This window comes from uncultured Flavobacterium sp. (assembly GCF_951805225.1).
In the GTDB taxonomy this organism is placed as follows: Bacteria; Bacteroidota; Bacteroidia; order Flavobacteriales; family Flavobacteriaceae; genus Flavobacterium.
In genome coordinates this window covers 4,549,889-4,570,380 of sequence record NZ_OX638201.1, presented here as the reverse complement: position 1 = coordinate 4,570,380, position 20,492 = coordinate 4,549,889, and the positions used below count along the sequence as shown (strand labels likewise).

Annotated in this window: 20 protein-coding genes; 2 read left to right on the top strand and 18 right to left on the bottom strand. The window is 34.3% G+C overall.

Translation table 11 applies throughout. The annotated features are described in order from the left end of the window. Nucleotides 1–193 precede the first annotated feature (193 nt). The 5 genes from WN975_RS19065 to WN975_RS19045 form a co-directional block, all read right to left on the bottom strand. Nucleotides 194–316 carry a FeoB-associated Cys-rich membrane protein gene (locus tag WN975_RS19065; protein WP_338140824.1) on the bottom strand — a complete coding sequence of 41 codons (123 nt, stop codon included), beginning with the start codon at nt 314–316 and terminating at the stop codon, nt 194–196. A 6-nt stretch (nt 317–322) separates the two neighbouring features. Next, nucleotides 323–2,422 (bottom strand): ferrous iron transport protein B, encoded by a 2,100-nt coding sequence (gene feoB, locus WN975_RS19060; protein WP_337967873.1) that lies wholly within the window; start codon nt 2,420–2,422, stop codon nt 323–325. Then, complete coding sequence (locus tag WN975_RS19055) at nt 2,422–2,661, bottom strand: FeoA family protein (protein WP_099710062.1); 240 nt, start codon at nt 2,659–2,661, stop codon at nt 2,422–2,424. The genes feoB and WN975_RS19055 overlap by 1 nt, the downstream gene beginning before the upstream one ends. A gap of 103 nt (nt 2,662–2,764) precedes the next feature. Next, a complete protein-coding gene (locus WN975_RS19050) occupies nt 2,765–3,430 on the bottom strand; it encodes an SCO family protein (RefSeq protein ID WP_099710061.1) in 666 nt (221 codons plus the stop codon). A 358-nt stretch (nt 3,431–3,788) separates the two neighbouring features. Next, entirely contained in the window at nt 3,789–4,715 is a 927-nt protein-coding gene (locus WN975_RS19045) for an EamA family transporter (RefSeq protein WP_337967872.1), read from the bottom strand. A 197-nt stretch (nt 4,716–4,912) separates the two neighbouring features. Between WN975_RS19045 and WN975_RS19040 the strand changes: the two genes are divergently transcribed. Continuing rightward, nucleotides 4,913–6,973 (top strand): M13 family metallopeptidase, encoded by a 2,061-nt coding sequence (locus tag WN975_RS19040; RefSeq protein WP_337967871.1) that lies wholly within the window; start codon nt 4,913–4,915, stop codon nt 6,971–6,973. Nucleotides 6,974–7,143: 170 nt separating this feature from the next. Continuing rightward, on the top strand, nt 7,144–9,204 hold the full coding sequence (locus WN975_RS19035; protein WP_337967870.1) for a M13 family metallopeptidase: 2,061 nt from the start codon (nt 7,144–7,146) through the stop codon (nt 9,202–9,204). A gap of 335 nt (nt 9,205–9,539) precedes the next feature. Here the strand turns inward: WN975_RS19035 and WN975_RS19030 are convergent, their stop codons facing one another. The 13 genes from WN975_RS19030 to hemA all read right to left on the bottom strand — a co-directional run bounded on the left by WN975_RS19030 (nt 9,540) and on the right by hemA (nt 20,430). Continuing rightward, nucleotides 9,540–9,992, bottom strand: a complete 453-nt coding sequence (locus tag WN975_RS19030; protein ID WP_099710059.1) for a GyrI-like domain-containing protein — start codon at nt 9,990–9,992, stop codon at nt 9,540–9,542. Between the two features lie 92 nt (nt 9,993–10,084). Next, nucleotides 10,085–10,486: a c-type cytochrome gene (locus WN975_RS19025; RefSeq protein WP_099710058.1), complete on the bottom strand. Its 402-nt coding sequence runs from the start codon at nt 10,484–10,486 to the stop codon at nt 10,085–10,087. Between the two features lie 3 nt (nt 10,487–10,489). Then, entirely contained in the window at nt 10,490–11,482 is a 993-nt protein-coding gene (gene hemB, locus WN975_RS19020) for a porphobilinogen synthase (RefSeq protein WP_337967869.1), read from the bottom strand. Between the two features lie 118 nt (nt 11,483–11,600). Then, the gene (locus WN975_RS19015) at nt 11,601–12,488 is read right to left on the bottom strand and encodes a fructose bisphosphate aldolase (RefSeq protein ID WP_337969006.1); all 888 of its coding nucleotides are present in this window, start codon (nt 12,486–12,488) and stop codon (nt 11,601–11,603) included. A 65-nt stretch (nt 12,489–12,553) separates the two neighbouring features. Beyond that, entirely contained in the window at nt 12,554–13,495 is a 942-nt protein-coding gene (locus WN975_RS19010; RefSeq protein ID WP_337967868.1) for a DUF4421 family protein, read from the bottom strand. After that, complete coding sequence (hemF, locus tag WN975_RS19005; protein ID WP_337967867.1) at nt 13,486–14,388, bottom strand: oxygen-dependent coproporphyrinogen oxidase; 903 nt, start codon at nt 14,386–14,388, stop codon at nt 13,486–13,488. The genes WN975_RS19010 and hemF overlap by 10 nt, the downstream gene beginning before the upstream one ends. A gap of 2 nt (nt 14,389–14,390) precedes the next feature. Continuing rightward, on the bottom strand, nt 14,391–15,224 hold the full coding sequence (locus WN975_RS19000) for a Bro-N domain-containing protein (protein WP_337967866.1): 834 nt from the start codon (nt 15,222–15,224) through the stop codon (nt 14,391–14,393). 46 nt (nt 15,225–15,270) lie between these two features. Beyond that, nucleotides 15,271–15,822 carry a GNAT family protein gene (locus WN975_RS18995; protein ID WP_337967865.1) on the bottom strand — a complete coding sequence of 184 codons (552 nt, stop codon included), beginning with the start codon at nt 15,820–15,822 and terminating at the stop codon, nt 15,271–15,273. A gap of 3 nt (nt 15,823–15,825) precedes the next feature. Next, on the bottom strand, nt 15,826–16,203 hold the full coding sequence (locus tag WN975_RS18990; RefSeq protein ID WP_337967864.1) for a hypothetical protein: 378 nt from the start codon (nt 16,201–16,203) through the stop codon (nt 15,826–15,828). Between the two features lie 155 nt (nt 16,204–16,358). Next, entirely contained in the window at nt 16,359–17,384 is a 1,026-nt protein-coding gene (gene hemE, locus WN975_RS18985) for a uroporphyrinogen decarboxylase (RefSeq protein ID WP_337967863.1), read from the bottom strand. Nucleotides 17,385–17,481: 97 nt separating this feature from the next. Then, nucleotides 17,482–18,147: a uroporphyrinogen-III synthase gene (locus WN975_RS18980; RefSeq protein ID WP_337967862.1), complete on the bottom strand. Its 666-nt coding sequence runs from the start codon at nt 18,145–18,147 to the stop codon at nt 17,482–17,484. Continuing rightward, on the bottom strand, nt 18,147–19,070 hold the full coding sequence (gene hemC / locus WN975_RS18975) for a hydroxymethylbilane synthase (protein ID WP_121330006.1): 924 nt from the start codon (nt 19,068–19,070) through the stop codon (nt 18,147–18,149). The genes WN975_RS18980 and hemC overlap by 1 nt, the downstream gene beginning before the upstream one ends. Before the next feature lie 109 nt (nt 19,071–19,179). Further along, nucleotides 19,180–20,430: a glutamyl-tRNA reductase gene (hemA, locus tag WN975_RS18970; RefSeq protein ID WP_337967861.1), complete on the bottom strand. Its 1,251-nt coding sequence runs from the start codon at nt 20,428–20,430 to the stop codon at nt 19,180–19,182. Nucleotides 20,431–20,492 lie beyond the last annotated feature (62 nt).

Here is a 20,492-nt window from a genome sequence, read left to right as displayed (position 1 = left end):
TTAAAAATATAAACAGATTTAAGGATATAAAGAATATATAATAAATAAAATTGGTCATATTTTAAATTGATTTTTTTGAAAATTTCTTCGTGCTCAATAATGGAATTTATTCCATTTAGAAAGAAAAGAGAAAATCTTAGTCCCTTAGAATCTCAGTATCTCAGAACCTTCCTCTATGAAAGAACCTTTCTTTCTACGAACACCCGCAATTTCCATCGCCGCAATCTTTCTTCTTTTTAGATTTCCAGAAGAACTTTTTGATTAAAAATCCAACGGCAATAAATAATATAGCAAAGGCAATAATTTCTTGTACCATGATTGTTTATTTTAAAAGTTGATAGGTAATAAGCGCAACAAAATAGGCAAGTCCGCTCATAAGAACAAGTTGCATTGCCGGCCATTTCCAAGAGTTGGTTTCTTTTTTGGTAATCGCAAGCGTACTCGCACATTGCATTGCAAAAGCATAGAAAAGAAGTAATGAAATCCCTGATGCAAAATTAAAGATCTTTTTACCCGTTTGCGGATTTATCTCTTCCTGCATTTTGCTTTTTATAGTCGCTTCATTATCACTGTTTCCAACGCTGTAGATTGTAGCAAGAGTTCCCACAAAAACCTCACGTGCAGCAAACGAACTTATAATTGCGATTCCAATTTTCCAGTCGTAACCTAATGGCGCAATCGCAGGTTCGATTACTCTTCCCATGATTCCGATATAAGAGTTTTCCAGTTTTTGAGAAGCAACTTCATTTTCGAATTCTAATTGGGTTAGAGGTTTGTCTACAAATCTTTCTTTTACGATAGATTCTGCTTCATTAAAGTTTTCTCCCGGACCAAATGAAGCCAGGAACCAAAGAATAACTGATATTGCCAAGATAATTTTACCAGCTCCAACAACAAACGCTTTCGTTTTTTCGACCACATTAATTCCAACATTCTTGAAAAGAGGAAGTTTATAACTTGGCATTTCAACAACGAAATATGTTTTGGCGCTGATTTTTAATATTTTGTTTAAGATATAAGCAGATAGAATTGCAGTTCCAAAACCTAAAAGATACAATAACATCAATGCTAATCCTTGCATATTTAATATTCCGAAAAGGCGTTCATCCGGTATTACCAAAGAGATAATAATCGTATAAACCGGTAATCTTGCAGAACATGTTGTAAACGGAGTAACCAAAATCGTGATTAAACGTTCTTTCCAGTTTTCGATATTTCTTGTTGCCATAATTGCCGGAATTGCACATGCAGTTCCTGAAATTAAAGGCACAACGCTTTTTCCGGAAAGACCAAACTTGCGCATGATTTTATCCATCAAAAAGACAACACGACTCATATAACCACTTTCTTCAAGAATAGATATAAACAGAAACAAGAAGGCAATTTGTGGAATAAATATAATAACCCCGCCAATTCCCGGAATAATTCCTTGCGAAAGTAAATCCGTTAGAATTCCGGTTGGTAATTCCTGAGCGGTCCAACTGCTTAAAGAAGCAAAAGTGCTGTCAATAAAATCCATTGGGATAGTTGACCAGCTAAAAATCGATTGGAAAATTAAAAATAAGATGGCTAAGAAAATTACATAACCCCAAACTTTGTGCGTCAAAACACGATCAAGCTTGGCTCTGATGTCTTTTGCCATTGTTTCATCAACTTGTAAACCTTGTTTTAGAACATCATTTATAAATTGATAACGTTTTATAGTTTCTTTTTGCTGTAAGCGTTTTAATTCAGAATGTGATTTGGTAAAAGTGCTTCTGATTTCATTTCGATCTAAATTCGAAAAATTCACATCTTGCGTAATAACCAACCATAATTTGTACAATAATTGATTTGGAAAAGCATGTTGTAATTTTTCAAAATATTGAGCGTCAATAACTGAAGCATTCAAACATGGTTCATGCGGAATAGTTTTGTATGAGACAATTAATTCCTTCAAATGATCAATTCCTAAACCTTTACGAGAACTGACTAAAGCAATTTTAGTTTTTAGTTTTTCTTCCAAAAATGGAATATCAAGCGTAATTCCTTTACTTTCCATTCTATCAGACATATTAATGACTAAAATCGTTGGAATTTCAAGATCTTTTATTTGAGTGTAAATTAGTAGATTTCGTTTAAGATTTTCAACATCTGTAACCACAACTGCAACATCAGGATATAATTTGTCGTTTTTATTCAGCAAAAGCTCGATTACAACACTTTCGTCCATAGAACTGGCATTCAAGCTGTAAGTTCCAGGTAAATCCAGAATGTTAGCTTTGATATTGTGAGGTAATTTGCAGAACCCCATTTTTTTCTCAACAGTAATTCCGGGATAATTCCCCACTTGTTGATTTAATCCTGTAAGTTGATTAAAAACAGAAGTTTTTCCAGTATTTGGATTTCCGATAAGGGCAACATTGATATTTTGAATGCTCATTACAAATTGGTTTTGATAAGTTCAACTTCAATTTCACGAGCAGTTTCAACACGAATGGCGACATGCGAGCCATTAATATCTAAATATAATGGATCTCCAAAAGGAGCAATTTGAAGTAATTGGACTAAGTTGCCCGGCAAACAACCCATCTCTAATAGTTTTAAAGGAATCAAATCGATATCAAAATCTTTGATAATGGCTTTCTCGCCTTTTTTGAGGGTATGGATTGTATTTTGCAAGCTTATTTAGATTGAATTTAGATTACAAAAATAGACAATTATTCTTTATTGCAAGGCATTTAACACTTTTGTAAATGCTAAATCTTTCTAAAAATAAGGGATTTTACTCTTGACACAAGAAATTGATGTCTTCTATAAGACGTTTAATTTCTTCTTTATTTGTTCCGTCGTAAAAACCACGAACACGTCTTTTTTGATCTACTAAAACAAAATTCTCGGTATGAACCATATCATACAATTGATCAGGTCGACCTAATTTTACCGCCAGATAAGATTTTCTGGCCATTGTATAAATCTCTTTTTTATCGCCAGTGACCAAATTCCATTTGCTGTCTACAACATGATGTTTTATGGCATATGCTTTAAGAACCGGAATACTGTCAACCTCTGGAAAAACAGTATGAGAAAGCAACATTACCTTCGGATTGTTTAAAATTGCTTTTTGAACTTCTTCAAGATTGGTTGACATTTTTGGACAAATTGATCCACAAGTCGTAAAGAAAAAATCAGCTACATAAATCTTTCCTTCATAGTTTTTCTGAGTAATCGTATCACCATTTTGGTTGACAAACTTAAAATCGGCAATTGTATGGTATTTGCTTTTGTATTGTATTGTACTATCTACTAATTCAGGATTTACATCGGCTGGATTATAAATTGGTAATGTTTTTTGTGGCTTTAAAGCCGAATAAAATAAGGAAATTGTTACAGCAGAAAATACAATTAAAACAATAAAGAATTTTCGGTATTTATATAGAAGGGATTTCATAAATGCAATTTGGCGCAAAAATACGAAAAGAGGTTTTTAAAAGCCTTAATTATAAAGCTTTTTAACAAAATTTGGATGTGATTTTAAATCGCTTTCTTACGATTGGATTGCGAATTGGTAGGCGGATGACACGGATTCGCTATTGCGAAAACACGGATTAAAAACGGATTTTCTTTTTTAAACCTTTCTTTTAATCTCGCAAAGACGCAGAGACGCAAAGTTTTTTAATGTTTCTATTGTCAGTCTGAGCGAAGTCGAAGACCCACAAAGTAAATCGCCAATTTATTAAAGTAATACAATAAAAAATCAGTGCAAATCCGTGTTTTCGCAATAGCGAATCCGTGTCATCCGCGTGCAATCACTTCAGTTTAGATTTTCGAATAGATTTATTCACCAGATATAATCCCATTAAAGTTACCGCAACTCCAATAACGATTGATTGAGTAAGCGGTTCTCCAAAAATAAAAAAGGCTAGAATAATAGCAACAATCGGATTCATGTAAGCATAAATACTACTGACTTCCGTTGGAAGATGTTGCAAAGTATAAATAAAAGCGACGAAAGTCAGGATAGAACCAATGATTACCAGATATCCAATTGCCCACCAAGAAGTTAACGGAATTTCGGATAATGAGATATTCATTCCCGCAGTTTCTGTAATTCCAAAAAGGATAAAACTCGAAAGTAACATTTGCAATCCTAAACTAAAATACGGATTGAAACTCGCTGCTTTTTTCTTCGTATGCAAAATTCCGAAAGCCCATGTTATAGTTGAAGCAACAGACAAGAAAATTCCAAATTGAAAATCAGGTCGCAGGAAATCACCAAGATGATCCGCAAAAATTATACAGATTCCGCCAAAGCAGATTAAAAGTCCCGTAACCGCTAATTTTGCAATACGTTCGCCTTTAAAAAAGCAAATGATAACAATCCAGATTGGGAAAATAGCACCAATTATAGCGCCCAATCCGCTGCTGATATATTTTACGCCCCAAGTACTTAAACCATTACTACAGCAAAAATTCAAAATTGCCAAAATCAGAATTGTGCTCCATTGTTTGCCTTTTGGCCAAGGTTCTTTTTTAATTATAAAATAACCAACGTACATGATTCCGCCCAAAAACTGACGAATTGTTGCTAATTGCAAAGCCGGCATATGTTTTACTCCTTCTTTTGACGCCAACCAGGTTGTGCCCCAAAAAAAGCTAACCCAAAATAAAGCCAGAATCGGAAGTCCGATTGCTTCAACTTTTCCTGAAAAGGCAGTTTGTATCCTAGTTTTCACGGTGTTATTTTTTTTTAACAAATATTCCAAAAACAATTTCAATTAAAAAGTAAAAGGCAAACATATATTCATGAAAATATTAGCTGGTTTGGATGATGTATTTTCATCAAAAATGCGAGAATATTATTGCGGAATTTTAACATATTTTTTAGAATATTAACAATAAGTTTGTATGTACACAAAAAACACACTCGAAAATGAACAAACAGCTTACTAAACCTTTGTTTTGTGCTTTTTCTGCAATACTTTCTTTTACTGCAGTTCAAGCTCAGAGCACAGCTCCAAAAGAACCGGGAATTAATGTTTCGTATATGAATACGAAAATTAGCCCGAGCCAGGATTTCTTCCAATTTGTAAACGGAACCTGGTTGGACGAAACTAAAATTCCAAGTGACAGAACAACTTGGGGAAGTTTTAACGAACTAATCAAAAAAACAGATAAAGATGCAATGGCAATTTTGAAGGATGCTTCAAAAAATCCAAAGTATAAATCAAGCACTGATCAAGGTAAAGCGGTGAATTTGTTCAATACTGTTTTAGATACAGTAGGAAGAAACAAAAGAGGAGTTGCGCCACTTCAGCCTTATTTAAAGAAAATCGACGCGATCAAAAATGTAGCAGATCTTCAAAAATATTTGGTTGAAATGGAACCTGAAGGAGGAAATGACTTCTTTGGAATTTACATTGGTGCCGATGACAAAAACAGTTCTAAAAACTCTGTAGCTCTTGGTACAAGCAGATTAGGATTATCTGATAAAGATTATTACAATTCTGATGATAAAGATTCAAAAGAAAAACGTGCAAAATATGAGCTTCACGTAGCAAGAATGATGCAGTTTATTGGAGAAACTCCAGCAAAAGCAAAACAAAGTGCTGCTGAAATTTTAGCATTAGAAACTGCTTTATCAGCTCCAAGATTGGATCGTGTTGAGAGCAGAGACAGCCGTTTACAATACAACCCAATGACAGTTGCTGATCTTCAAAAATTAACTCCGGCTATTAAGTGGGATGCTTATTTTACAGGTCTTGGCTTGGCAAAATTAGACAGTGTTATTGTAACAGAACCACGTTATATGAAAGCTGTTCAAGTTATTCTTACTGAAAACAAAGTTGCTCAATGGAAAGAATATCTTAAATGGACTTTATTAAACAGATCAACATCACAATTAACTACAGATATTGAAACTGCAAATTTTGACTTTTACAGTAAAACTTTAAGAGGAGCAATAAAGCAATTACCTCGCGAAGAAAGTGCTTTGTCTGTTGTAAATCGTGGAATTGGAGAAGCTCTTGGTAAATTGTATGTAGAGAAAGTATTTCCTGCTGAAGCAAAAACAAAAGCTTTGGATATGATTCATAATGTGATTTTGGCTTACCAAAACCGTATTAATAATTTAACATGGATGTCAACTGCAACAAAAGCAAAGGCAATCGAGAAATTAAATAAAATTACCATTAAAGTAGGTTATCCTGATAAATGGAAAGATTATTCGGCTCTTGAAATTAAAAGTGTTACCGAAGGCGGAAGTTATTTTGAAAACGTACGCAATTTATCAAAATGGACTTTTAAGGAAGACGTAGAGAAATTGAAAAAACCGGTTGATAAAACAGAATGGGGAATGTCACCACAAACTGTAAATGCTTATTACAACCCATCTTATAACGAAATTGTTTTCCCTGCGGCGATTTTACAATCTCCATTTTATAATTACCAAGCTGACGAAGCTGTAAATTATGGTGGAATTGGAGCTGTAATCGGACATGAGATTTCTCATGGTTTTGATGATTCAGGAGCACGTTACAATGCAGATGGAAATCTTGTTGACTGGTGGACTGCTGAAGATTTAAAACAATTTACAGCTTTAGGAACTGCTCTTGCAGATCAATACAGCGCTTTAGAGCCTTTACCTGGAATTCACGTTGATGGTAAATTTACTTTAGGTGAAAACATAGGTGATTTAGGTGGAATAAATGCTGCTTTCGATGGTTTGCAATTGTATTTGAAAGCACACGGAAGACCAGCTTTAATCGATGGATATACTCCTGAGCAACGTTTCTTTATTTCTTGGGCTACAGTTTGGAGAACTAAATCAAGAGATGAAGCGATCAAAAATCAGGTAAAAACAGATCCGCATTCTCCTGGAATGTACAGAGCTTATGTGCCACTTCAGAATGTTGATGCGTTTTATGATGCTTTCGGAATTAAAGCCGGAGATAAAATGTATGTAAGTCCAGACAAACGTGTTAAAATCTGGTAATCTTTAAATTATAATAAAAACGGCGCTAATTTTAGCGCCGTTTTTTGTTTAAAAAATTAAGATAGATACTTTTATTTCATCACAATCTTTCCAATCAATTAGTTAAAGTTTGTAACATAAATTTCAAATGAATACTAATTGTTTATATATACTAAAAACTATAAATAAAAATGATAAAACAGCTTAACAAATCTGTGTTTTGTGCATTTTCAGCAATGCTTTGTTGCGTAACTATAGAGGCACAAAACGCAAAACCTAAAGAACCGGGTATCAATCTTTCTAATATGGATACCAAAGTTAGTCCGGGACAGGATTTTTTCCGTTATGTAAACGGAACCTGGCTTGACAAAACCGAAATTCCAAGTGATAGAAATTCATGGGGAAGTTTTAATGAATTACGTCAAAAGACAGACAATGATGCACTTGCAATTTTAAAAGAAGCGTCGAAAGATCCTAAGTACAAATCGAATACAGATCAGGGTAAAGCAATCGCTTTATTTAATACGATTATGGATACGGTTGGTCGTAATAAAAATGGAATCAAACCGCTTCAGCCTTATTTAAAGAAGATCGATGCAATTAAAAATGTAACCGATTTACAAAACTTCTTTATCGAAATGCAACCTCAGGGAGGAATTGGTTTCTTTGGAATTTATGTTGGAGCTGATGCAAAGAACAGTAATAAAAACTCAGTTAACTTAAGCCCGGGAGGTTTGGGATTGTCGGATAAAGATTATTACAATTCTGATGATAAAGATTCAAAAGAAAAACGTGAAAAATATGAAGTTCACGTGGCGAGAATGTTACAATTTCTTGGAGAATCTCCTGCAAAAGCAAAGGAAAGTGCTAAACAAATTCTGGCTTTAGAAATTGAATTGTCTGCTCCAAGATTAGATCGTGTTGAACGCAGAGATCGTAGAAAACAGTACAATCCAACAGCTATTGCTGATTTAAAAAAGAATACGCCTTCAATTCAATGGGATAAATATTTCACAGGAATTGGAATGTCAAAACTAGATACAGTAAATGTTGCGCAACCACGCTACATGATTGCTTTAGAAAAAACGTTAACAGAGAAGAAAGTAGAAGCATGGAAAGAATACCTAAAATGGTCTATCTTAAACAGAGCAGCTTCAACTTTATCAACAGATATAGAAAATGCTAATTTCGATTTCTACGGAAAAACATTAACAGGCGCGTTAAAACAACGTCCGCGTGAAGAAGTTGCATTGCAAATAATCAACGGTGCAACCGGAGAAGCTTTAGGAAAATTATATGTAGAGAAGTTATTTCCTGCTGAAGCAAAAGAAAAAGCAAAGAATATGATTGCTAATGTAATGTTAGCTTACGAAAACAGAATCAATGCTTTGACTTGGATGTCGACTGCAACAAAAGCAAAGGCAATTGAAAAGTTGAAGAAACTTACCATTAAAATTGGATATCCTGATAAATGGAAAGATTACTCTAAATTAGAACTTAAAAATGTTGCTGAAGGCGGAACTTATTTTGATAATTCCAAAAATATAGCAAAATGGGCTTATGCCGAAAGTTTAGAAAAATTAGGCAAACCAGTTGATAAAACAGAATGGGGAATGTCACCACAAACGGTGAATGCTTATTTCAACCCATCTTATAATGAGATTGTTTTTCCTGCAGCAATTTTACAACCGCCATTCTACAATTACCAAGCTGATGAAGCAGTAAATTATGGTGGAATTGGCGCTGTAATCGGACATGAGATTTCACATGGATTTGATGATTCAGGTGCGCGTTACAATGCAGATGGAAATCTCGTTGATTGGTGGACACCAGAAGATCTAAAACAATTTACGGCTCTTGGAGCAGCACTTGCAGCACAATACAGTGCTTTAGAACCTTTGCCTGGAATTCACGTAGATGGTAAATTTACTTTAGGTGAAAATATTGGTGATTTAGGTGGAATTAATGCTGCTTACGATGGTTTACAATTGTATTTGAAAGCAAACGGAAATCCTGGCTTAATTGACGGATTTACTCCAGAGCAACGTTTCTTTATTTCATGGGCAACAGTTTGGAGAACTAAATCAAGAGATGAAGCTATCAAAAGCCAAGTGAAAACAGATCCGCACTCGCCGGGAATGTACAGAGCGGTTGTTCCAATTCAGAATGTTGATGCTTTTTATCAGGCTTTCGGAATCAAAAAAGGAGATGCAATGTATGTTGATCCAGAAAAGAGAGTTAAAATCTGGTAATTTATTCTTGTATGATATAAAAAGGGGCTTTCTCAATTTTTGAGAAAGCCCCTTTTTTATAATTATTTGATTAAAATTGAGCTCTCCAATTTTACACCAGTTTATCATTCCATAGGAATGTTTCATCGGTAGAAAAAATGTTGGTCGGTCACGTTGACGTTCCATAGGAACGTTTGATATGTTAGATTGTTAAAAAATCATGATGTCAAAAACAAACGTTCCTACGGAACGTAAAACACAAATACCAATATAATTTTCTACCGATGATTTGTTCCTCTGGAACAAGGGAATTTATAAAAACAAAAAAACGGCGCTACATTAGTGCCGTTCTTGTTTTATCTATTTATTGCGATGAAAATGTCAACTTCGGCATTTTCAGGATTCTGAGCTTTTTCTCCGTAAATTTCAAAATCAGAAGTAAAGCTTCTGTCTAAATCTGAGTTCCAGATTTTCATCCATTCTTTGTAAACAGCGCCTTCCGTAAGATTTCCTTTTGCAACGAATTTCTCGTAATGAACACCTTCAATTGTTTTACCGGTCATTTCTGCGGGAATTGAATCTAAACCTTCAACCGGACATCCTAAAATGGTTGTATATGGTTTTGTGTGATCCTTTTCGTAATCCGTATAAACGAAAATAACATCGTTGCTTATTTTATTCGGAATCTTTTCAGCAATTCCTTCTCCTATAAATTTCTTTAAAAGCGCAGGAATATCTTGTCCTGATTGCCCGTTTTCGTTAGTTGTTCTAACCGAAATCCCAATAATATTGAATTTTTGAATGTCCATTGTACCTAAATTATTTATTTGAATCCAAATGTATAATCAGTTGGTGACAACAGTATGTCAGCAGTGAATTTCAAAAGAAAATTTAATCGCTATTATTTCAAATTACTGTATATATAAGTTTCAATAGCTTTCAATTCTTCATCAGACATTGCCTGAGTTATTGGAATATTGGTTTTCATAACCGCAAACTGACTTGGATCAACAATTGGTTCTGCATTTCCTTTTAAGAAAGTTACAATATCACCTTTTTTGTCTTTGTAGGTTTTTGCAATTTCCTGCAAGCTTGGACCAATTACTTTTTGATCAACCTGATGACATGAAATACAGTTTCCTTGTCCTTCAAAAATTTCTTTTCCTAAAGCTTCAGGCGTTTTGGCTTTCGCCGATTCTCCTTCGGAATATGATTCTGTTGAATTCTCTGTTGGATTTTCAGTTGACTCTTTTTTGCAAGATGCAAATGCTAAAACTGCAGATAAGAATAATACTTTTTTCATCGACTATTTATTTAAGATTACAGCAGCTTCTTTTGCAAAATAAGTCGAGATAATACTTGCTCCTGCACGCTTAATGCAATATAGTTGCTCTATCATAATTTTGTCGTGATCTAGCCATCCTCTTTCGGCTGCGGCCTTTACCATAGCGTACTCACCAGATACTTGGTAAACAGCAACAGGCACATGAACGGCATTTTTTACCTCACGGACAATGTCTAAATAAGCCATTCCCGGTTTTACCATTACAATGTCAGCGCCTTCTTCAACATCCAATAATGCTTCGCGAATTCCTTCAATTCGGTTTGCATAATCCATTTGATAGGTCTTTTTATCTTTAGGAATATTTTGAGAATCTACCGGAGCAGAATCCAAAGCATCACGAAAAGGACCATAAAATGCCGAAGCATATTTGGCACTATAACTCATGATTCCCACATTATGATGTCCGTTTTCTTCTAATGCTTTTCTGATTGCCAAAACTCTTCCGTCCATCATGTCACTTGGCGCAACAAAATCGGCTCCAGCCTCAGCATGACTCAAACTCATTCTGGTTAAAGCATCTACAGTTGCATCATTGATTAATTGACCATTTTCAATAATTCCGTCATGGCCATAAATTGAATACGGATCTAAAGCCACATCCGGCATAACAATCATTTCAGGAACTGCATCTTTAATCGCACGAATAGTTTGTTGCATCAAACCATCTTTATTCCATGCTTCAACACCTTTATTGTCTTTTAAGCTGTCGCTTACTTTTACGTAAATATTCACCGCTTTGATTCCTAAATCCCAAGCTTCTTTCACTTCTTTAATGGTATTGTCTAAAGAATGACGATAAATTCCAGGCATTGAAGGAATGGCAACTTTTACATCTTTTCCTTCCGCAACAAACATTGGAAGCATAAAATCTTGTGGGCTCAAACTAGTTTCACGAACTAATGAACGAATAGATTCATTGGTTCTTAAACGACGGTTTCTTTGTAATGGGAACATTGTTTTAAATTTTAGATTTCAGAATGCAGATTTTAGATTTTTCTGCAATCTTGTGTTTAGATTCTTATTTTATTGATGTCAAGACTTTTGACTTTACGACTTTTAACTTTCGACTTATTTATGTTATTGAAGCTTCGTAAATCTCTTTGATTGTTTTACCTATTTTAGTGTCAAACTCTTCTTCAGATTGATCTGCAAAAAGTCCTTCAGATAATGCTCTTGAGAAACTTGCTATCAATCCGTGATTTTGTGATAGTTTATCATTGGCTTCGTCTTGTCCGTAACCTCCGGATAAAGCAACAATACGCACAACATGTGGATCAGAAATTAGTTCTTTGTAAAAATCATTCACAGTTGGAATAGACAATTTCAGCATTACTTTGACATCTTTGCCTAATAAACTAAGCTGCTTTTTGATTTCTTCTTTTAGAATTGCTTCTGATTTTTCTTTATCAACGCTGTAAATATCAACTTCAGGTTCAATAATCGGCACAAGTCCTTTTTCGAAAATTTGTAAACCAACTGCAAATTGTTGTTCTACAACTTCACGAATTCCAGTTGCATTTGCTTCTTTAATAACAGAACGCATTTTGGTTCCAAAAACATTTCGTTCTACAGCTCGCGTCAACAATTCGTCTAAATTAGAAATAGGCTTCATTAGTTGAACACCATTTGCAAGATCAGCAAGACCTTTGTCAACTTTTAGAAAAGGAACAATGTTTTTCTTCTCCCACAAATAGTCGGCGGTCCATTGTCCGTCTATTTTGCGATCCATAGTATTTTCAAACAAAATTGCTCCTAAAATATATTCACTATCAAACGCAGGACTTTTGATAATTCGTGTTCTCATTTCGTGCACAAGAGTGTACATTTCTTCTTCATTCGAAAAACTGCTTTCCTGTACGCCGTATTGTGCTAAAGCCTTTGGCGTACTTCCGCCACTTTGATCCAGTGCGGCGATAAAACCTTTTCCGGAATGCATACGATCTAATTGTACCGTGTTTATATTTCTCTTTTCCATAACATTTTAGTTTAAATTGTAGAATGAAAATTTTAGTTGAATTGAAATAACTATAAGCCTGTTTTTTGATTTATCTCGTCATAAACTTCTTTTACTTTATTCGGAGGATCAAATCGGTAACCAATACTGAATTTTAAAGTTGAAATATTATCGTTCAATCGAGCTTCTGCAGCGTCATTCTGAACGAAATTAAGCGTGTTTAAGCTCGCATAAGCAAAAAACCGATCTCTATTATAGGCAAGCTTTAAATTGAAGTCTAATTGATACAAAGCCGAAACGTCTCCATCGACATCATTGATTCCGGCACCAAAAGCAAGTCCGGTTCCTATTAGAACGCGATCACTAATTACGAAATTATAAAAATAGGAGGGAGCCAATGAAAAAACATAGATATCTCCGTTCGAAGAATTTGGTTCATTGTTCAAATTCAAATTGGTATAATAGAAAGAAAAAGTGGGAATAAAACTTCCGGAACTCTTCGTTTGCCATTCATTTTGATTGACCAATGCTTTATAAGAGAAATTATTATTGAAGATATACGAAGTTGTTCCGCCAATTTTTGTAGTTCGCATTCGCGGAAAATCTATAGTAATCCCGGAATCATAAGCATAAAACCCTTTTTGATTGATAAAAGTGAAGGATTGCATCCATTTTTTATAATAAAATCGGGTATTGAAACTAAATAACTTAGAATTTGAATTGTCTCTGTTTACATCGAAAAACTTGGGAGCAAAACCAAAACTTATATCTATGAACTTATAACTTAAACTTAAACCAAGCTGTTCTTTTCGGTTTGGATTAAGGTCGATGTATTTTTTTTGTTTGTCAATGGTAAAGCCAAGCTGAAAATTATTAGAAGTATCTAAATAATAAGCGCTGGCGGTAACTTTGTCATTATAAGATTTAAAATAGGGATTTTGAAGCGAATCTTTCTGAGCAAAACACCCAAAAACGCCTCCAAAAAACACTATATAAATCAGTTTTAGATCCATTCACGAGGATTTTCCAGCACATTTACTAATTTTTCTTCTTCACTTCCTGCTTCTGCATGGTGATCGTAAACCCATTGAACATGTGGCGGTAAACTCATCAAAATACTCTCAATTCTTCCGTTGGTTTTTAAACCAAACAAAGTTCCTTTGTCATGAACGAGATTAAACTCAACATAACGGCCACGACGAATTTCCTGCCAGTTTCTGTTTGCCGGAGAATATTCTAAATTTTTTCTTCTTTCTACAATTGGAACATAAGCTTGAAGGAAACTATTCCCAACTTCGGTTACAAAGTTGTACCAATCTTCCATTGACATTGTTTCGCTTGCTTTGCAATAATCAAAGAACAAACCGCCAATTCCGCGTGCTTCGTTTCTATGCGCATTCCAGAAATAAGCGTCACATTGCTTTTTATATTTAGGATAAAACTCCGGATTGTGTTTATCGCAAGCAGTTTTACAAGTTTGATGAAAATGTTTTGCATCTTCTTCAAACAAATAATAAGGCGTTAAATCTTGTCCGCCACCAAACCATTGTTCAATCACTTTTCCAGATTCATCATACATTTCAAAATATCGCCAATTGGCGTGCACAGTAGGAACCATCGGGTTTTTAGGATGTAAAACCAAACTTAATCCGCAGGCAAAAAAATCTGCTTCGCCAACGCCAAACATTTTTTGCATCGCTTCCGGAAGTTTTCCATGAACGGCTGAAATGTTTACGCCGCCTTTTTCAAAAACATCACCGTTTTCAATAACACGTGTTCTTCCGCCGCCACCTTCTGGACGTTTCCAAAGATCTTCACGGAATTTTGCAGTTCCGTCAACGGCTTCTAATCCGGCGCAAATCTGATCTTGTAATTTTTGTATGTATGCGTAAAATTGATCTTTCATTGTTATTCTAATTCTTTTTTATTCGCCAAATAATCAATAGCATTTAATTTATTGACTACTTTTTTACCTATTTTTTCTTCAATTTCTTTACGTGTATTTCCGGCAATTGTTCCACCTTGATTAGCAATTATTTTATTTTCTATAAAATTTTCAGGTTTCTTTTCTTTGCTGATTTCTGTTGTGGTAGCTTCAGCCAACATATTGAGAACTAATTCTAAGTTACTCATATTATCACGTAGATTTTCTTTTTTTAGACTTTTATGGTTTTTGTATTCTTTTACAGATAAACCACTCCAGGCTTTGGTGATTTCGTCTGTAAGAATAGCATATTCTTGTCCTTTTTTTACACCTCGTTTATCCCATTCATCAGTAAGATCTTTTCTTACTTCAATACTTTTTAAACGTTGATTTACCCATTCTTTAGAATATCCTTTTTTTAAATAGGTTTCCATAAGTCTATCAAAACCAAGTTCAGGATCTTCAATTTCGTCAATTCTTTCTCGACCAACTTGAGCCAGCCATAGTTTAAAAGGTTCCGCTTTTTTAGATGGAACCGATTGAATTAGTCTGAATAATTGTTCTGTATCAGCAACATCAGTTAACCTCATTTTACCATCAGCTGCTTCCATTTTCAAACCGTTACAATTTGTAACGGTTTGGTTGCCTTCTGAAAGTAATCTCTTCTTTAAAACCCTCCAATAAACTTGCGGATTTTGACTATCTGTTAGAACTTGCATAACATCTACAATAGAAAAAAACCACTTCTCTTCTGCATCGCTCCAGACTGAGCGTATTTGTTTTTGTTCAAATAATTTTATAGCAGTTTCTTTAGTCATGATGGTTTCTAGTTCTGTTTCTTATATTAAAATAAAGTCAAAGAGTTTATTTTTCAAGTGTATTATATTCAGATTTAAGCAATCCAAAGTAAACGACATCTTCTAATGTTCCGTCGCCATTTTTGAATTCGTCTCTTAAAATTCCTTCTTGTTTAAAATGATGTTTCAAAGCAATTTGTTGACTTGCTTTATTGATTTTTGAAGTACAAATAAAAACTTTGTTCATTTTTAAAGTATTAAAACAAAAGTCTAAAGTTTCAGAAACCAACATTGAAGTAATTCCTTTTCCTTGAAAATCTTCGTCAACAAAATAGCCTAATTCACATTTTGCTTTATTTGTATCGATGCTTTTTATACATAAATAACCAATTAAAGTATTGGTTTTTATATCTCTTGCGTAGAAATAATATCCTTCTTTGTGTTTTTCTTTATCTTGGTTGAAGGCAATAAATTTTCTTGTTTTTCCGAGATCTTCACAATAAGAAAGAGTCAACGGGAAAGTTTTTTCAATATGTTTTCTATTCTTTTCGATGAGGTTGTAGAACTCTTCGGGAAGAATATTGCTAATTGATTCTATTTTACAATCTATGATATCCATTGCTTATTTGTTTTTAGCCAAAGCTATTTTAGTGTTTATCCCAAAGGAGAAAACCTTGCTTTCCTGTTGAATATATTGGTAAATGGCTAAAGCTTTATCTTTAAAATTATAGTTTTCTTCTTTTGAGAATTCGATTAAAATATCACCAAATTGTTCTAACTGTTCCCAGTCAAGATGAAGACGATTTAATAAGGTAATTAATTCTTCATTCGAGTAATCGATTAATGTTTGAATATTTAGTCCAAACTCTTTTAATTGATTTTCGATATCTGATTTTTGCAAATGCTCCAAAGGATAAGGCACAAAAATGAGTGTTCGCAATGTTTTTAGAACATTGTCAATTCTGATTTTTTCTTCGTCTCTTAAACCTTTATTTAACATGTTTGTACGTTTTCTAAATCGGGATGTTTTGGCATTATTCACAAACCCCGGATTAAAATCCGGGGCTACAAAGTGAATCGTTCCTCCGGAACTTTATTGTTGGTATTTAGTAAGAGTTACAGGCAAACTGAAAACTGCGACTGAATACTAATATACTAATTTCCGTATTCCTTAACCGCGTCAATAAACGCTTTTGCGTGATCTACAGGGATATTTGGTAAAATTCCGTGACCTAAATTTACAACATATTTATCTTTTCCGAATTCATCGATCATTTCGTGAACCATCTTTTTAATAGTTGGAATTGGAGAAAGCAATCTTGACGGATCAAAGTTTCCTTGTAAAGTAATGTTTCCACCAGACAAATAACGCGCATTTCTAGCCGAACATGTCCAGTCTACTCCAAGAGCTGAAGCTCTACTTTTACCCATTTCGCCAAGAGCAAACCAACATCCTTTTCCGAAAACAATAACCGGAGCGTGATCAGCCAAAGCTTCAACGATTTGGTTGATGTATTTCCATGAGAATTCCTGATAATCAACCGGAGAAAGCATTCCTCCCCAAGAATCAAAAATCTGAACGGCATCAACACCAGCTTTTACTTTTTCTTTTAAATATAAAATAGTAGTGTCTGTAATTTTTTGTAATAAAGTATGCGCTGCAGCTGGGTTTGAGAAACAGAATCCTTTTGCAGTATCAAAACTTTTAGAACCTTTTCCTTCAACAGCATAACAGAAAATTGTCCAAGGCGAACCAGCGAAACCAATTAATGGTATTTCGTCGTTCAGCATTTCTTTAGTTAATTTAATTGCATCCATTACATAACCTAAACTTTCCTGAATATCCGGAACGTAAACTCTATGAACGTCAGCAAGCGAACGAATTGGGTTTGGTAAAAACGGACCAAAATTCTCTTTCATTAAAACTTCGATTCCCATTGCTTGTGGAACAACTAAGATATCTGAGAATAAAATCGCTGCATCCGGAGCAATTCTGCGAATTGGTTGAACCGTGATTTCAGCAGCCAATTCAGGAGTTTGACAACGAGTGAAGAAATCATATTTATCACGCAAAGCGATAAATTCCGGTAAGTATCTTCCGGCTTGACGCATCATCCATACTGGCGGACGTTGAACTGTTTCTCCTTTTAATGCTTTTAAAAATAGGTCGTTTTTTAACATTGTTTTTATTGCTTTAGGCTTTAAGCTTTAGGCTTTAAGCGGTGTTTGTCTTTAATTTTTCTGCTTACGGCTTAAAGCCTAAAGCGTATTGCTATAATTATTTATATTCAGTAATTACATCTTCAATTACGTCTTCAACGGTTGGCTGATCTGCAATAATGATGTTTTTTGTAATTTTATGTAAAGCTTCTGCGGTGGTTTCTCCTATGCAAAAGCAGGTTTCTTTCTTAATGGTATTATCTTTCAAATAACTTTCAACGCCAGAAGGACTGAAAAATAAGATTCCATCAAGGGCATTTTTTATTTTCTGAGGTGTCAATGACGTGTCATAAACCTGAATCTCATTAAATTTTACTTCGGCATCTTTTAAAGCTTTCGGTAATGTTTCTCTGCGAAGATTTCCACTGAAAAAAGTATAGCTTTCGTTGCGGTAAATCAAAGTAATAATTTCAGCCAAATCAGAAGCGTAACCTGTATAAGCAACCACATTAAATCCACTTTCAGATAAAAGAATTTTGGTTTTTAGGCCAACGCAAAACACATTTTTATTTTTTAATTCTTCGACTTTTGGATCTGATAAAATGCTTTGAACCGCATTCTGACTTGTAAAAATCAGATTTTCGTTGAGGTCTTTTAATTCGAAAGGTTTGTTTTGAGTTTGAATAAAGTCAGCTTCGATAACTTCAATATTGGCTTTTACCAATGCTTGTTTTTGTTCGCCCGATAGCTTTTTTGTAGATAGTATTTGAATTGATTTTGCCATTATTTTTTTAAAGATTCTTTAATAGATGCCATCAATTCGGCTCCGCCATTGTTCAGAATTTCCTGAGCAGCGAAGAAACCTAGTTTTTTCCATTCAGAAATGTCAACCGTTTTGTCGATTTCCAGTTTTTGTTTTCCATCAACAGAAAGTAAAACTCCTTGAAAATGTAAAGTGTCTTCATCTTCATTATAGTTAACCAAAGCCCCGATTGGCGCGGTACAACCGCCTTCCAGCGTTCTTAGAAACTGACGTTCTATATAGGTACAAATTTCAGTTTCGATATGGTTTAATTGCGAAAGTGCGTCTAAAGTATAATTGTCATTTTCCATTGCCACAACAAGCATTGCGCCTTGAGCCGGTGCCGGAATCATCCAATCAAGATCTATATAATTTCCTGGTTTAAGGTTAATGCGCTCCAAACCTGCAGCAGCAAAAACAGCTCCGTCCCAATTATTGTCTTGTAATTTTTGCATACGCGTGTTTACGTTTCCACGTAAATCAACTACGGTATGATTTGGATATTTGTTAAACCATTGCGCTTGACGTCTTAAACTTCCGGTTGCAATCGTACTTGGATTTGCAAAATCAGGATTTCCTTTGTGAACTAAAATGTCTAAAACATTGGCTCTTTCTAAAACCGCAGCTTGCACAATACCTTTTGGTAAAGCTGTTGGAACATCTTTCATCGAATGCACTGCAATATCTATATCTCCATTAATCATGGCAATATCTAAGGTTTTTGTAAAAATTCCTGTAATGCCAAGTTCATAAAGAGGTTTGTCAAGAATAATATCGCCTTGAGATTTTACCGCAACAATTGAAGTTTTATAACCTAAGTCATTCAGTTTTTTCTCGACAGTATGTGCTTGCCAAAGTGCTAGTTCGCTATCGCGAGTTCCAATTCTGATTGTTTTTTCTGCCATTTTGTTGAATTTCACCATATAAGTTATTTAAGTAAATTTAAGAAGTTTGGGTAAAAACAGCAGTTTTATAAATGAACTTAAATAACTTATATGGTTTAAAATTTTATTTTTAAGATGCTTTTATCTTAAAGACTTTTTCGATCCATTCGATGCTTTCATCAACCATGGTGTCGTCGTCTTTTAAATGATTTGCGAAATGTGTAGTGATTTTCTGGATGATTCTGTTACTGATAATTTCAGCTTGAGCTTCATTAAAATCTGCAATTTTTCTGCTTTGAAAATCTAGTTCTGAAACTTTGATTTCGTTTAGTTTTTCTTTTAAAGCATTAATAGTTGGAGCAAATTTTCTTCCTTTTGTCCAGGTAATGAATTCCTCTTTTACTTCTTCAATAATAGCTTCGGCAGCAGGAATATGTAATTTTCTGTTTTCAAGAGTTTCATCTGTCAATTGAGACAAATAATCCATGTGAATTAAAGTTACGCCTTCTAAATCCTCAACGTTTTCGTGTACGTTTTTCGGAATAGACAAATCCAGAATCAATAAAGGTTTTTTCAGATTTAGAATTGCTTTGTCAACCGTTGGATTTTGTGCGCCTGTAGCGACAACGACAACATCGGCTTTTTGAAGTTCAAGATGCAATTCTGAATAATCTTTAACAACCAGATTTAGTTTTCCGGCCAATTTCTCAGCTTTGTCTTTCGTTCTGTTTATTAAAGTGATATGTTCGTTTTTGGTATGTTTTACAAGATTCTCGCAAGTATTTCTTCCGATTTTTCCTGTTCCAAAAAGTAAAATATTTTTATTACCAATATCTTCTACATTTTTAATAATGTATTGTACTGATGCAAAAGAAACCGAAGTTGCGCCGGAACTAATCTCAGTTTCGTTTTTGATTTTCTTGCTTGCCTGAATTACAGCATTCACTAATCTTTCTAAGAAAGCATTCGCTAAACCTAAAGATTTTGAATGTGCAAAACTGGTTTTTATTTGAGATATAATTTCAAAGTCACCTAAGATCTGACTGTCTAAACCAGTTCCTACGCGAAACAAATGATTAATCGCTTCTTGATTTTTATAAACAAATCCTACTTTCTGGAAAGCATCCACGGATCCATTGCTATTATCGCAAATTAGCTTTATTAATTGAAAAGGGTGTTCAGCAAAACCGTAGATCTCGGTTCTGTTACAAGTCGAAGTGACAATTAAACTTTCTATTCCTTCTGTTTTAGCTTGTTCCAGTAAACGCGTTTTGGCAACTGCATCCAAACTAAATTGACCTCTAACCTCAGCATCAGCTTTTTTATAACTCAATCCAACGGAGTAAAAATATAGGTGTTTCGGTACGTTATTGTTTTCCATAAATTCACTTTCATAAAAGTGCAACAAAATTATCATTATAGTGTTTACAAAAGTAACGCTCA